This is a genomic window from Streptomyces sp. NBC_00989 (assembly GCF_045162655.1).
GTDB lineage: Bacteria > Actinomycetota > Actinomycetes > Streptomycetales > Streptomycetaceae > Streptomyces.
This window is the reverse complement of the sequence record NZ_CP108728.1, coordinates 1,726,182-1,742,594: the sequence shown is the minus strand read 5'-3', so window position 1 is coordinate 1,742,594 and position 16,413 is coordinate 1,726,182. Positions and strand designations below refer to the sequence as shown.

The window sequence follows — 16,413 nt, the reverse complement described above, 5'->3', positions numbered from 1 at the left end:
GATGTCGCAGGTCAGTTGACCGCGGCGGCCGGGTCGAGGATGGATATCGGCCGTGCGCCGCTGATCGATGTCCACACCGCCACACAACCGGGTGAGGACGGTGGGTGGCTGGCGTTGTTGCGGATGCATCACCTGGTCCAGGACCACACCACCCAGGATGTCCTGCTGGAGGAGATGGGCGCGTTCCTGTCCGGGCGTGAGGACTCCCTGCCGGAGCCGCTGCCGTTCCGGAACTTCGTGGCGCAGGCCCGGCTGGGAGTGACGCGCGAGGAGCACGAGCGGTACTTCACCGATCTGCTGGGGGACGTGGAGGAGACCACCGCCCCGTACGGCCTGCTGGACGTGCACGGTGATGGCAGCGGTGTCGTGCACTCCCACCTGGACGTCGACGACGAGGTCGGCCGGCGGGTACGTGACGTCGCCCGGTCACTCGGCGTGAGCCCGGCCAGCGTGTTCCACCTTGCCTGGGCGAGGGTGCTGGCCACGGTCAGCGGTCGTGACGATGTCGTGTTCGGCACGGTGTTGTTCGGGCGGATGAACGCGGGTGCGGGTGCGGACCGGGTGCCGGGGTTGTTCATCAACACCCTGCCGGTCCGGGTCCGCACCGACACTGTCGGTGTGGGCAGTGCGCTGGAGGGGGTGCGCGACCAGCTGGCGGAGTTGCTGGTGCACGAGCACGCTCCGCTGACCCTGGCACAGCAGGCCAGCAGCATTCCGAACGGCAGCCCGCTGTTCACCTCACTGTTCAACTACCGGCACGGCAGGCGTCGGCAGGCAGGCCCTCGTCCGGACGCGGGCACGGCGTCCAGGGGCATCAGCACGGTGTCCGTGCGTGAGGTGACGAACTACCCGGTGGCCGTAGCGGTCGATGACCTGGAGTCCAGGTTCGGGCTGACCGTCGATGCGGTGGGCCCGGTCGACGGGCAGGCGGTGTGCCGGCTGCTGCACACCTGCCTGGACAACCTCGTGAGCACGCTGGAGGACGACCCCGACGGCCTTCTGTCGGCGGTGGACATCCTCGACGCCACCGAACAGAACCGACTCCTCGAAGACTGGAACGACACCACAACAGAACTGTCCCGGCAGTCTGCGCCCGAGATGTTCCAGGCCCAGGTGGCTCGCACCCCGGACGCTGTGGCGGTGGTGTACGGCGCTACTGAGCTGTCGTACGCGGAGTTGGAGGCCAAGGCGAATGGGCTGGCGCACTACCTGCGAGGGCTCGGGGTCGGCGCAGAGTCCGTGGTGGGAGTGTTCCTGCCGCGTGGGGTGGATCTGGTCGTCGCATTGCTGGCGGTCTTGAAGACCGGCGCGGCGTATGTGCCGCTCGATGCGCAGTATCCGGTGGAGCGGCTGGAGTTCATGCTCGCCGACAGCGGCGCACGGGTAGTCCTCGGGCGCGGCGACATGGCAGCCGTACTGTCAGGGCCCGCAGTGCACCTGGTGAACCTGGATGACACGCGGGTGGCATGTGAACTGGTGGCGGCGCCCATCACTCCTCCCGAAGTCGTTTGCGAGGCCGGTGGACTGGCCTATGTCATCTACACGTCCGGCTCGACGGGGCGACCCAAGGGAGTGGCCGTGTCGCATGGCGGCGTGGCCAGCCTGGTGGCGGCTCAGACAGAGCGATTCGCGGTGGATTCCGCCAGCCGAATGCTGCAGTTCGCGTCGGTGAGCTTCGACGCGGCGGTGTCCGAGGTATTGGTGGCGCTGTCGTGTGGAGCACGACTCGTGCTGTCCGATGCGCACGAGCTGTTGCCGGGTCAGGGGTTGGCCGAAGTCGTGGCGCGGCACCAGGTGACACATGTGACGCTGCCGCCGGCCGTTCTGGCCGTGCTGGCGCCAGAGGATCTGCCTTCGGTGTTGACGCTGGTGTCAGCGGGTGAAGCACTGGGCGGTGACCTGGTCGGACGCTGGGCTCCTGGCCGCCGGTTCATCAATGCCTATGGCCCCACGGAGACCAGCGTGTGCGCCACGATGTCGGCCCCGCTCGCACCGGGCGACAGTGCCGGAATCGGTTCTCCGATCGTCAACACTCAGGTGTACGTCCTGGATGGTGGTTTGCGTCCGGTGCCGGTGGGTGTGGCGGGGGAGTTGTATGTGGCGGGTGCGGGTCTGGCGCGGGGGTATGTGGGTCGTCCGGGGCTGACGGGTGAGCGGTTCGTCGCCTGTCCGTTCGGTTCGGTGGGTGAGCGGATGTATCGGACGGGGGATGTGGTGCGGTGGTCGGCCGGGGGTCGGCTGGAGTATCTGGGGCGTGCGGATGAGCAGGTGAAGATCCGTGGTTTCCGTATCGAGCCGGGTGAGGTCGAAGCGGTCCTGGCCGCACACCCCCAGGTCACACAGGCGACGGTGATCGCTCGCGAGGACGTCCCGGGGGACAAGCGTCTGGTGGCGTATGTGGTGGGGGAGGCGGTGGAGTCCGAGCTGCGTGAGTTTGTGGGTGAGCGGTTGCCGCAGTTCATGGTCCCGTCGGCGGTGGTGGTGCTGGATGCGTTGCCGTTGACGGTGAACGGCAAGCTGGACCGTAAGGCGTTGCCTGCTCCGGAGTATGTGAGCGGTGGGGGTCGTGGTCCGGCGACCGTGCAGGAGGAGATCCTGTGCCAGGCGTTCGCCCAGGTTCTCGGCTTGGATGAGGTGGGGGTTGAGGACGACTTCTTCGCGCTTGGTGGGCATTCGTTGCTGGCGACGCGTTTGGTGAGTCGGGTGCGTGCGGTGCTGGGTGTGGAGGTGGCGCTGCGGACGTTGTTCGAGGTGCCGACGCCGGCTGGGCTTGCGGCGCGGTTGGGTCAGGCCGAAGTGGCGCGTCCGGCTCTGGTGGCGGGGGTGCGTCCGGAGCGGGTGCCGTTGTCGTATGCGCAGCGCCGGCTGTGGTTTATCGGTCAGTTGGAAGGTCCGGGCGCGACGTACAACATTCCGATCGCGGTGCGGCTGGCCGGGGCGCTGGATCGGGATGCGCTTGAGGAGGCGCTGCGGGATGTGGTCGGGCGTCATGAGGTGCTGCGGACGGTGTTCGCGGTGGTGGATGGGGAGCCGTATCAGCGGATTCTGCCGGTCGAGGAGAGCGGCTTCGCGCTGACGGTCACGGATGTGCGCGCGGAGGAGCTCGGCGGGGTTGTGGCGGAGGCGGCGCGGTATGCCTTCGACCTGAGTGCGGAGATCCCCGTTCAGGCACGTCTGTTCAGGGTTGCTCCGGACGAGCACGTCCTGAGCCTTGTGGTGCATCACATTGCGAGTGATGGGTGGTCGTCTGCTCCGCTGGAGCGGGATCTGACGTCTGCGTATGCGGCGCGGTGTGAGGGGCGTGCGCCCGAGTGGGCGCCGTTGCCGGTCCAGTACGCGGATTACGCCTTGTGGCAGCGGGAATTGCTCGGGTCCGAGGAGGGCCCGGAGAGTGTGATGTCGCGTCAGGTCGGGTTCTGGCGTGAGGCGTTGGCGGGGGTTCCGGAGGAGTTGGCGTTGCCGTATGACCGGTCGCGTCCTGCGGTCGCCTCGCATGAGGGCCATGCGGTCGGGCTGGAGGTGCCGGCCGCGGTGCATGCGCGGTTGCGTGAGGTGGCCCGTGAACATGGCGTGACGGTGTTCATGGTGTTGCAGGCGGCGTTGGCGGTGACGTTGTCGCGGGTGGGTGCGGGGACGGATATTCCGATCGGTTCGGCGGTCGCGGGCCGCACGGATGAGGCGTTGGACGACCTGGTCGGGTTCTTTGTGAACACGCTGGTGGTGCGTACGGATCTGTCGGGTGATCCGACGTTCGGTGAGGTGTTGGAGCGGGTCCGGGAGGCGAGTCTGGCGGGGTTCGGGCATCAGGATGTGCCGTTCGAGCGGTTGGTGGAGGAACTCGCGCCGGTGCGTTCCCTGGCCCGGCATCCGCTGTTTCAGGTGATGTTGACGCTGCAGAACAATGCCCGGGCGGTTGTCGACCTGCCGGGGTTGCAGGCTGCCGGAGTGCCGGCCGGATCTGCCGGGTCGGCGGGGGCGGCAGGGTCGGTGACGGCCAAGTTCGATCTGGATGTCATGGCTTCTGAGGTGTTCGACGCCGGGGGTGCTCCTGCTGGTGTGCGGGGTGTCGTGATCGTGGCTGCGGATGTGTTCGATGCGTCGATGGCTGAGCGGTTCGTGGAGTGGTTGGTGCGGGTGGTCGGGGTGGTGGTGGAGACGCCGGATATCCGGGTGGGTGGGGTGGATGTGCTGAGTGCTGATGAGCGTGGGTTGGTTTTGGGTTGGGCTGGTGTGGGTGGGGATGTGGTGGATGGGTTGGTGGGTGGGGATGGGTTGGTTGATGGGTTGTCGGTGGTGGAGTTGTTTGAGGCGCAGGTGGTGTGTGATCCGGGTGCGGTGGCGGTGGTGTGTGGGGGGCGGTCGTTGTCGTATGGGGAGTTGAATGCGTGGGCGAATCGTTTGGCGCGGTGGTTGGTGGAGCGGGGGGCGGGGCCGGAGCGGTTTGTGGCGTTGGTGTTGCCGCGGTCGGTGGAGTTGGTGGTTGGGGTGTTGGCGGTGTTGAAGTCGGGGGCGGCGTATGTGCCGGTGGATCCGGAGTATCCGGCGGAGCGGGTGGAGTTTGTGTTGGGTGATGTGCGGCCGGTGGTGGTGTTGGGTGCGGATGATGTTGCTGGGGTGGAGTTGGGGTTGGGGTTGGGGGAGGGGAATTTGGGGGTGGAGGTGTTGCCGGATTCTGCGGCGTATGTGATTTATACGTCGGGTTCGACGGGGCGGCCGAAGGGTGTGGTGGTGTCGCATCGGAATGTGGTGCGGTTGTTCGGGGTGACGCGGGAGTGGTTTGGGTTTGGTCCGGGTGATGTGTGGTCGTTGTTTCATTCGTATGCGTTTGATTTTTCGGTGTGGGAGTTGTGGGGTGCGTTGTTGCATGGTGGGCGGCTTGTGGTGGTGCCGTTTGAGGTGAGTCGGTCGCCGCGGGAGTTTGCGCGGTTGTTGGCGGTGGAGGGGGTGACGGTTTTGAATCAGACGCCGTCGGCTTTTTATCAGTTGATGGCTCAGGAGCGGGATGACTGGGTGGTGCGGTGTGTGGTGTTTGGTGGTGAGGCGTTGGATGTGGGTCGGTTGGAGGGTTGGTTTGCGCGGCATGGGGGTGGGGGGCCGCGGTTGGTGAATATGTATGGGATTACGGAGACGACGGTGCATGTCACGTATGCGCCGTTGGATCCGGCGGGTGTTGGTGGTGGTGTGATTGGTGTGGGGCTTCCGGATCTTCGGGTGTTTGTGCTGGATGAGTGGTTGCGTCCGGTGCCGGTGGGTGTGGTGGGGGAGTTGTATGTGGCGGGGGCGGGGCTTGCGCGGGGTTATCTGCATCGTGCGGGGTTGACGTCGGGGCGGTTTGTGGCGTGTCCGTTCGGTGGTGCGGGTGAGCGGATGTATCGGACCGGGGACCGTGCGCGCTGGACGGCTGAGGGCCGGCTGGCCTTCGAGGGCCGCGCGGATGAGCAGGTGAAGATCCGCGGGTTCCGTGTCGAGCCGGGCGAGATCGAAACGGTGGTGGCCGCGCACCCTCAGGTGGCGCGGGCTGCGGTGATCGCCAGAGAGGACACGCCCGGTGATGTCCGCCTGGTCGCCTACCTCGTACCGACGGACCGGGACGGCGACGCAGGCGACCTTGCCGCCGGGGTAAGGGCGTTCGCGGCTGACCGGTTGCCGGAGCACATGGTGCCGTCGGCCGTCATGACGCTGGATGTGCTGCCGTTGACGGTGAACGGGAAGCTGGACCGCAAGGCGTTGCCGGCTCCCGAGTTCACGGCGGGTGCGGGGCGTGGTCCGGTGACGGTGCAGGAGGAGATCCTCTGCCAGGTCTTCGCCCAGGTTCTGGGTCTGCCCGCGGTGGGTGTGGACGACGACTTCTTCGCGCTGGGCGGGCATTCACTGCTGGCGGTGTCGCTGGTCGAGCAGCTGCGCGGCCGGGGCGTGTCCGTCTCGGTGCGCGCACTGTTCCAGACACCCACCCCCGCAGGGCTGGCCGCGGTGGCGGCTCCGGACGCTGTCGTGGTCCCGGAGAACCGGATTCCGCAGGGTGCCGAGCGCATCACTCCGGACATGTTGCCGCTGGTTGATCTGGACGCGTCCGAGTTGGCGCACGTCGTCGCGCAGATACCGGGCGGCGCGGCGAACATCGCTGATGTGTATCCTCTGGCGCCTTTGCAGGAGGGTCTGTTCTTCCATCACCTGTTGCAGGCGGATGGAGGCGGTGCGGATGCGTATGTGGTGCCTCGGGTTCTGCGCTTCGACTCGCGCGAGCGGCTGGACGCGTTCCTCGGCGCGCTTCAGCGGGTGGTGGATCGGCACGACATCTACCGCACCGCGATCCTGTGGGAGCAGTTGCGTGAGCCGGTCCAGGTCGTGGTCCGCCGGGCCGAACTGCCCGTCATCGAAGTCCCTGTCGAGTCACAAGGCACCGCTGCGGTGGAGGAGCTGATCGCGGCGGCCGGTTCTAGCATGGATATCGGCCGTGCGCCGCTGATCGACGTCCACACCGCCACACAACCGGGTGAGGACGGTGGGTGGCTGGCGTTGTTGCGGATGCATCACCTGGTCCAGGACCACACCACCCAGGATGTCCTGCTGGAGGAGATGGGCGCGTTCCTGTCCGGGCGGGAGGACTCGCTGCCGGAGCCGCTGCCGTTCCGGAATTTCGTGGCGCAGGCCCGGCTGGGTGTGACGCGGGAGGAGCACGAGCGGTACTTCGCGGGCCTGTTGGGGGATGTGGAGGAGACCACCGCTCCGTACGGTCTGCTGGACGTGCACGGTGATGGCAGCGGTGTGGTGCGTTCGTATCTTCGGGTCGATGAGGAGGTTGGCCTGCGGGTGCGGGATGTGGCCCGGTCGCTCGGGGTGAGCCCGGCCAGCGTGTTCCATCTGGCGTGGGCGAGGGTGCTGGCCACGGTCAGTGGTCGTGACGATGTCGTGTTCGGGACGGTGTTGTTCGGGCGGATGAACGCGGGTGCGGGTGCGGATCGGGTGCCGGGGTTGTTCATCAACACGCTGCCGGTCCGGGTCCGTACCGACGCCGTTGGTGTGGGCAGTGCGCTGGAGGGGGTGCGCGACCAGTTGGCGGAGTTGCTGGTGCACGAGCACGCTCCGCTGACCCTGGCGCAGCAGGCCAGCAGCATTCCGAACGGCAGCCCGCTGTTCACCTCATTGTTCAACTACCGGCACGGCCGACGCCCGCAGGCGGTGCCCGTGCCGAAAGCCGACAACGCGCCTAGAGGCATCAGCACGGTGTCCATACGTGAGGTGACGAACTACCCGGTAACTGTGGCGGTGGATGACCTGGAGTCCCGGTTCGGGCTGACGGTGGACGCGGTGGGCCCGGTCGACGGGCAGGCGGTGTGCCGGTTGTTGCACACCTGCTTGGACAACCTCGTGAGCACGCTGGAGGACGACCCTGACGGCCTTCTGTCGGCGGTGGACATCCTCGACGCCACCGAACAGAACCGACTCCTCGAAGACTGGAACGACACCACAACAGAACTGCCGGAGCAGGGTGTTCACACCTTGGTCGCCGAACAGGCGCGGCTGCGTCCGGACGCCGTGGCGGTGGAGTTCGGGGACGCGCAGCTCTCGTACCGGGAGCTGAACGCGCGAGCCAACCAGATCGCGCATGCGCTCATCGCGGCCGGTGTGAGCAGGGGTTTGCTGGTGGGAGTGTGCCTTGAGCGCGGTCCTGATGCAGTAGCCGCATTGTTGGGAGTCTGGAAGGCCGGCGCGGGTTACGTACCGCTGGACACGGACTACCCCTCCGCCCGGTTGGCATCCATGATGCGCGACGCCGACGTCCAGGTCGTCGTCAGCCAGGGAGGACTGGCCGATCTTCTGACGGACTTCGGCGGCGTGGTCGTACCGGTCGAGAGCGTCGATGAATCCTTCCCGAGTGAGGATCCGGCAGTAGCCGTTGCCGCAGGTGACGCCGCCTACGTGATGTTCACGTCCGGATCGGCGGGGCTGCCCAAGGGCGTGATGGTGGAGCACCGTGCCGTGGTGCGGCTGGTGTGGGGTCAGCAGTACGCCGAGTTCAGCGAGCAGAATGTGCACCTCCTGCTGGCACCGCTGGCGTTCGACGCCTCGACCTTCGAGTTGTGGGGCGCACTGGTCCACGGTGGCCGCCTGGTGATCGCTCCTCCTGGTGCCGTGGGCATGGCGGAACTGCGGTTGTTGATCTCGGGTAAGAACATCCGCAACCTGTGGTTGACCGCTGGGCTCTTCAACACGGTCGTCGATGAGGACCCGGGTGTGCTGGCGGGCCTGGCGCGGGTGCTGGTCGGCGGCGAGGCGTTGTCGGTGCGGCATGTGCGAGAGGCGCAGACAGCGGTGCCGGGACTGCGGGTGGTGAACGGGTACGGGCCGACCGAGACCACCACGTTCGCCTGCACGTACGCCATTCCGGAGCTGCCCGAGGACACGCGGTCCGTGCCGATCGGCGCCCCGATCGCGAACACTCAGGTGTACGTCCTGGATGGTGGGTTGCGTCCGGTGCCGGTGGGTGTGGCGGGGGAGTTGTATGTGGCGGGTGCGGGTCTGGCGCGTGGGTATGTGGGTCGTCCGGGGCTGACGGGTGAGAGGTTCGTCGCCTGTCCGTTCGGTTCGGTGGGTGAGCGGATGTATCGGACGGGGGATGTGGTGCGGTGGTCGGCCGGGGGCCGGCTGGAGTATCTGGGGCGTGCGGATGAGCAGGTGAAGGTCCGTGGTTTCCGTATCGAGCCGGGTGAGGTCGAAGCGGTCCTGGCCGCACATCCGCAGGTCACACAGGCGACGGTGATCGCTCGCGAGGACGTCCCGGGGGACAAGCGTCTGGTGGCGTATGTGGTGGGGGAGGTGGTGGAGTCCGAGCTGCGTGAGTTTGTGGGTGAGCGGTTGCCGCAGTTCATGGTGCCGTCGGCGGTGGTGGTGCTGGATGCGTTGCCGTTGACGGTGAACGGCAAGCTGGACCGTAAGGCGCTTCCTGCTCCGGAGTATGTGAGTGGCGGGGGTCGTGGTCCGGCGACCGTCCAGGAGGAGATTCTCTGCCAGGCGTTCGCCCAGATACTCGGCCTGGACGAGGTGGGGGTCGAGGACGACTTCTTCGCGCTTGGTGGGCATTCGTTGCTGGCGACGCGTTTGGTGAGTCGGGTGCGTGCGGTGCTGGGTGTCGAGGTGCCACTTCGGACGTTGTTCGAGGTGCCGACGCCTGCGGGGCTTGCGACCAGGCTCGGTCAGGCCGAAGTGGCGCGTCCGGCTCTGGTGGCGGGGGTGCGTCCGGAGCGGGTGCCGTTGTCGTATGCGCAGCGACGGCTGTGGTTTATCGGTCAGTTGGAAGGTCCGGGCGCGACGTACAACATTCCGATCGGGGTGCGGCTGACCGGGGCCTTGGACCAGCGAGCGCTTGAAGAAGCCCTGTGCGATGTTTTGGAGCGTCATGAGGTGCTGCGGACGATGTTCGCGGTGGTGGATGGGGAGCCGTATCAGCGGATCCTGTCGGTCGAGGAGACCGGGTTCACGCTGACCGTCACCGATGTGCGCGCGGAGGAGTTGGACGAAGCAGTGGCGGAGGCGGCAGGGTACGCGTTTGACCTTGCTGAGGAAATCCCCGTCCAGGCACGTCTGTTCACTGTGGGACCGGACGAGCACGTGCTGACAGTCGTGGTGCATCACATTGCCAGTGACGGGTGGTCGTCTGCTCCGCTGGAGCGTGACCTGACGTCTGCTTATGCGGCGCGGTGCGAGGGCCGGGCGCCGGTGTGGGCGCCGTTGCCGGTGCAGTACGCGGATTACGCCTTGTGGCAGCGGGAATTGCTCGGCGAGGAGAACGATCCGGAGAGTGTCCTGTCGCGTCAGGTCGGGTTCTGGCGTGAGGCGTTGGCGGGGGTGCCGGAGGAGTTGGCGTTGCCGTATGACCGGTTGCGTCCTGCGGTCGCCTCGCATGAAGGCCATGCGGTGGGGGTGCAGGTGCCGGCCGCGGTGCATGTGCGGTTGCGTGAGGTGGCGCGTGAGCGTGGTGTGACGGTGTTCATGGTGTTGCAGGCGGCGTTGGCGGTGACGTTGTCGCGGTTGGGTGCGGGGATGGACGTTCCGATCGGTTCGGCGGTGGCGGGGCGTACGGATGAGGCGTTGGACGAGTTGGTGGGCTGTTTCGTCAACACGCTGGTGATCCGTACGGATCTGTCGGGTGATCCGACGTTCGCTCAGGTGTTGGAGCGGGTCCGGGAGGCGAGTCTGGCGGGGTTCGGGCATCAGGATGTGCCGTTCGAGCGGCTGGTGGAGGAGTTGGCGCCGGTGCGTTCGGCGGCGCGGCATCCGTTGTTCCAGGTCATTTTGACGATGCAGGACACGGTGTCGGTGGCGGGTGTGGGCGGGACGGCTGCGCAGGTGCCGGGTCTGCGGGGCAGTGCGTTGCCGTTGGGCCGGGTGGGTGCGAAGTTTGATCTGTCGGTGCTGGTGGGTGAGCGGTTCGATCGGGGCGGTGCTCCGGCGGGCATCGGCGGGGTGGTGACAGCGGCGGCCGATCTGTTCGAGCCTGGCACGGTGGCCCGTATGGCCGACGCCCTGAACCTGCTGCTGTCCCAGGTGGCCCACGACCGCTCGACACGAGTGAGTGCGGCCGATGTGCTCCGGCCCGATGAGCGTCGGCAGGTGCTGGTGGACTGGAACGACACCGGTCTGCCAGTGGCGGGGGCTACGGTCCTGGGGTTGTTCGAGGGGCAGGTGGTGCGGTCGCCGGGTGGGGTGGCGGTCGTGCAGGGGGGTGTGTCGGTGTCGTTCGGGGAGTTGGAGGTGCGGGCGAATCGGCTGGCGCATTTTCTGCGGGCGCAGGGTGTGGGTGCGGAGTCGGTGGTGGGTCTGTGTCTGCCGCGGGGCGTGGAGATGCTCGCGGGGATGTTGGGGGTGTGGAAGGTGGGGGCGGCGTATGTGCCGGTGGATGTGGGTCAGCCGGCGGAGCGGGTGGCGTTCGTCCTGCGTGACAGTGGTGCGGTGCTGACGTTGACGACGGAGGAGATCCTGGAGGATCTTCCGGCGGGACGTCATCGTGTGGTCGCCGTCGATGACACGCTCACGGCGATGCAGTTGGCCGCGTTCCCGGAGACGGCGCCGGGGGTGGAGATTCTGCCGGGGCAGGTGGCGTATGTGGTCTATACGTCGGGTTCGACGGGGCGCGCGAAGGGCGTCGCGGTCACCCACGCAGGGTTGGCGAATTACGTCGCCTCGGTGCCTGAGCGGGTGGGCTTCGGCATCGGGGGCCGGTATGCGGTGGTGCAGGGTCAGGCGACCGACCTGGCGAACACGACGGTCTTCGCGAGCTTGACCGGTGGGGGTGAACTCCACTTCATCGATGAGGAGTCGGTGACCGATCCGGCGGCGGTGGCGGCCTACCTCACGGAGCAGGGGATCGATTGTCTGAAGGCGGTGCCGTCGCATGTGGCGGCGTTGGGTGCGGCGTCGGTGGCCTCGGTGCGCTCTCTGGTTCTGGGTGGTGAGGCGGCTTCCGCCGAGCTGGTCGGGGAGCTGCTGGCCATGGCCGGTGACCGGGCGGTGTTCAACCATTACGGGCCGACGGAGACCACGGTCGGTGTGGCCACGACACGGCTGACCGTGCGGGATGTGGCTTCCGGGGTGATCCCGGTGGGTTCTCCGGTGGCCAACACGCAGACCTACGTCCTGGACGACCGGCTCAACCCCGTTCCGGTCGGTGTGGTCGGTGAGTTGTATGTGGCCGGTGCGCAGGTGGCGCGCGGGTATGTGGGTCGGTCCGGGCTGACGGCGGAGCGGTTCGTTGCGTGCCCCTTCGGTACATCCGGTGAGCGGATGTATCGCACGGGGGACCGCGCTCGGTGGACGGTCGATGGGCGGCTGGTGTTCGCCGGGCGTGCGGATGAGCAGGTGAAGATCCGCGGCTTCCGGGTCGAGCCCGGCGAGGTCCAGGCCGTCGTAGCCGCCCACCCGCTGGTCACCCAGGCCACGGTGGTCGCCCGCGAAGACACCCCGGGTGATGTCCGACTGGTCGCCTACATCGTCATCGACGAGGCCGACGACACGGACACTGCTGAACTCGGCGCGACGGTGAAGGAGTTCGTGGCCGCGCGTCTGCCGGAGTACATGGTTCCCGCAGGCGTGGTGGTCCTCGATGCCCTGCCGCTGACCGGTAACGGGAAGCTGGACCGCAAGGCGCTGCCGGCTCCTGACTACGGTGCTGCGGCGACGGCGGACACGGGGCGTCCGCCGGCAACCGTGCAGGAGGAGATCCTGTGCCAGGCCTTCGCCCAGGTCCTGGGCCTGCCCGCGGTCGGTGTCGATGACGACTTCTTCTCGCTGGGCGGGCACTCGCTGCTGGCGGTGTCGCTGGTGGAGCAGCTCCGCGGCCGGGGTGTGTCCATCTCCGTCCGTGCCCTGTTCCAGACGCCGACCCCCGCAGGACTGGCAGCTGTCGCGGCTCCGGACGCGGTCGACGTTCCGGAGAACCGCATACCGCACGGCGCCGAGCGCATCACCCCGGACATGCTCCCGCTCGTCGAGCTGAGCGAGGCCGAGCTGGCGCACATCGTCGCGCGGATCCCGGGCGGCGCGGCCAACATCGCCGACATCTACCCGCTCGCCCCGCTCCAGGAGGGCATCCTCTTCCATCACCTGCTGCAGACGGACGGTGGTGGCACGGACGTGTACGCGGCACCGCGAGTCATCCGCTTCGACTCGCGGGAGCGGCTGGACGCGTTCCTCGGCGCTCTCCAGCGGGTGGTGAACCGGCACGACATCTACCGCACCGCGATCCTGTGGAAGGAACTGCGTGAGCCGGTCCAGGTCGTGGCCCGCCAGGTTGAACTGCCTGTCGTATCCGTGGAGTTGACCGCTGAAGGCCCTGCTGCGGCGGAGCAGCTGATCGCGGCGGCCGGGCCGAGCATGGACACCGGCCGCGCGCCGCTGATCGATGTCCACACCGCCACACAACCGGGTGAGGACGGTGGGTGGCTGGCGTTGTTGCGGATGCATCACCTGGTCCAGGACCACACCACCCAGGACGTGCTGCTGGAGGAGATGGGCGCGTTCCTGTCCGGGCGTGAGGACTCCCTGCCGGAGCCGCTGCCGTTCCGGAACTTCGTGGCGCAGGCCCGGCTGGGAGTGACGCGGGAGGAGCACGAGCGGTACTTCACCGATCTGCTGGGGGACGTGGAGGAGACCACCGCCCCGTACGGCCTGCTGGACGTGCATGGTGATGGCAGCGGTGTCGTGCACTCCCACCTGGACGTCGACGACGAGGTCGGCCGGCGGGTACGCGATGTCGCCCGCTCACTCGGCGTGAGCCCGGCCACAGTGTTCCACCTTGCCTGGGCGCGAGTGCTGGCCACGGTCAGCGGCCGCGACGACGTCGTGTTCGGCACGGTGCTGTTCGGGCGCATGAACGCCGGAGCCGGCGCGGACCGGGTACCGGGTCTTTTCCTCAACACCCTGCCCGTGCGGGTCCGCGTCGGCACCGTCGGTGTCGAACGGGCGCTGGAAGGGGTGCGCAGCCAGCTGGCGGAGTTGCTGGTGCACGAGCACGCTCCGTTGACGCTGGCGCAGCAGGCGAGCGGTATCCCGAACGGCAGTCCGCTGTTCACCTCGATCTTCAACTTCCGGCACAGTCAGCGCCCGAGTGCGGAGCCCCGCAAGGAAGACGGTGCTGCGCCCAGGGGTATCCAGATGGTGTTTGCCCGGGTTGCCACCAACTACCCGGTCGCCGTTTCGGTGGACGATCTCGGGGCCGGGTTCGGGCTGAGCGTGGAGGTGGTGAAGTCGGTGGACGGGCAGGCGGTGTGCCGGCTGCTGCACACGTGCCTGGACAACCTGGTGAGCGCGCTGGAGTACAGCCCGGAGAGCGGGCTCGCCGAGGTGAGCGTCCTCGACGACACCGAGCAGCGGCGCATGCTGACGGATTGGAATGGCATCGACACGTCGGTCCAGGCGGTCACGGTGCCGGAGCTGTTCGCGGCTCGACTGGTGCGTGATCCCGACGCGGTGGCGATCGTCTCGGACGGTGTGGAGATCTCGTACTCGGAGCTCGACGCCCGTGCGAACCGCCTCGCGCGATACCTGACCGGCTTGGGAGTCGGCCCCGAATCGTGCGTCGGTGTGTGCCTAGAGCGTGGCAGCGACCTTCAGACGGCGTTGCTGGCGGTGCTGAAGGCCGGTGGAGCGTATGTGCCGCTGGATCCCGACCACCCCGCCGAACGCATGGCCTATGTGGTGCGGGACGCCGGACTGGAGGTCGTGCTGACCTCCGGGGCGCTGACCGAGACCCTGCCCGGTGACGTGCGGACGGTGGTCGTGGACGACCCGGCGGTCCGAACGGAGCTGGCTGCTCTCGACAGCTCGGCGACGGCCTGTGCCGAGCTGCGGCCGGAGCACCCGGCGTATGTGATCTACACGTCGGGATCGACCGGCCGGCCGAAGGGAGTGCTGGTCTCCCATGTGGGCGTGGCGAGCCTGGTGGCGGGGCATGTGCAGCACCTGGCCGTCGGGCCGGGGGCACGAGTGGCGCAGTTCGCGTCGGCTGCCTTCGATACCTTCGGGTGGGAGTGGATGATGGCCCTGCTGTCGGGGGCGACCCTGGTGGTGGTGCCGGCCGATCGGCGGCTGGGCACCGCGCTGCCGGAGTTCCTCGCCGAGACACGCGTGACCCACGCGACGCTGCCGCCGGCTGTGCTGGCAACCCTCGACGAGGGATCGATCAGCACGGACACCGTGCTGGTGGTGGCAGGCGAGGCGTGCCCACCGGACGTGATGGCGCGCTGGGCGCGGGGACGTGCCATGTTCAACTCGTACGGTCCGACGGAGACCACGGTGGACGCGACGCTCTGGCGATGCGACGCCGGAGCGGCGGCCGTCGCGATCGGCTCCCCGGTGGTGAACACCCGGGTGTACGTGCTGGACGAACGCATGGCGCCGGTGCCGGTGGGTGTCGCGGGTGAGCTGTACGTGGCCGGCGTCGGGCTGGCACGCGGCTATGTGGGACGTGCGGGACTCACCGCGGAGCGCTTCGTGGCGAATCCGTTCGCCGAAGGTGGGTCGCGGCTGTACCGGACCGGGGACCGTGCGCGGTGGACGGCCGACGGCCGGCTCGTGTTCGCCGGCCGTACGGACGACCAGGTGAAGGTCCGTGGTTTCCGAATCGAACCGGGCGAGATCGAGAAGGTGCTCGACGGGCACCCGCGGTTGAGCCAGGCGGCCGTCGTCGTGCACGAGGACACCCAGGGCGGCAAGCGTCTGGTGGCCTACGTCGTTCCTGCGGCCGCTGATGCCGATCCGGGCGCGTTGGTCGGCTCGGTGCGGGGCTTCGCGGCCGAACGGCTGCCGAACTACATGGTGCCGTCCTCGGTGACGGTCCTGGACGCCTTGCCGCTGACGGTGAACGGCAAGGTGGACCGCAGAGCCCTGCCCGCCCCCGACTTCACGGCGGGGAGCGCCGGGGATCCGTCGCCCGGCCGTGGCCCCGCGGGGGTGCTCGAAGCTGCGGTGTGCGAGACGTTCGCCGAGGTCCTGGGTGTGCCGGCGGTCGGCGTGGACGACGACTTCTTCGCGCTCGGGGGCCACTCGCTGATGGCGGTCTCGTTGGTTGAGCGGCTGCGGGGCAAGGGCGTCACCGTGTCGCTGCGCACCCTGATCGCCCACCCGACGCCGGCGCGGCTGATGCAGACGTTCAGCCTGACCTCGGTGCAGGACGCCCTCGGCGGAGTGCTGTCGATCCGGACCGGCGGTACCGAACCGGCGTTCTTCTTCATCCACCCCGCAGGCGGGCTGAGTTGGTGCTACATGCCGTTCGCCCGTTTCATTCCCCAGGAGCACCCGCTGTACGGTCTCCAGGCGCAGGGTCTCGACGGCTCCGGGGAACTGTCGGTCTCGGTCGCCGACATGGCCGCTGAGTACGTGAACCGCATTCGCGCTCTGCAGCCGTCGGGTCCGTACTACCTCGTGGGCTGGTCCTTCGGAGGAACTCCCGCACACGAGATCGCGGTGCGGCTCGAGGCCGAGGGCGAGGAGGTGTCGCTGGTCCTCATGGACGCGTACCCGCCGATTCCGGGAACCGACGCCGCGACTCCCCGGAGTGACGGAGCCGACGGCCCGACGCGCCTGGCGCAGCGCGTCCGTGCTGAACTCGGTCCGGTGCTGGGCGGAGTCGACGACGACGAAGTGGCCCTGCTGGTCCGCGTGTTCGACAACAACGCGACGCTGAGGGACCGCCATGCATACGGAACCTTCGGCGGAGACACGTTGCTGCTCATCGCGGAAGAAGGGAAACCGGCGGACTTCTCGTTCGAGGGTCTGTGGCAGCCCCACCTCACCCGGCAGGCCGCAGCCGTCCGTCTTCCCTGCAGGCACTCGGACATGGCAAGGCCCGACATGCTGGGAGCGGCATGGGACGCCATGGCGCAGTGGCTGTCCGCACGGCCGGAGCGAGAGGCCTGA

General features: G+C 68.1%; 1 protein-coding gene (cut by a window edge). It reads left to right on the top strand.

Annotated features, from left to right (window positions below; all coding sequences use genetic code 11):
* A protein-coding gene (locus OG714_RS07720; protein ID WP_406119505.1) for a non-ribosomal peptide synthase/polyketide synthase crosses the window boundary here: on the top strand, window positions 1-16,413 show its 3' portion. The gene continues 6,684 nt to the left of window position 1, outside the view; the window shows 16,413 of its 23,097 coding nt (coding positions 6,685-23,097); the start codon falls outside the window, past its left edge; it ends in the stop codon at window positions 16,411-16,413.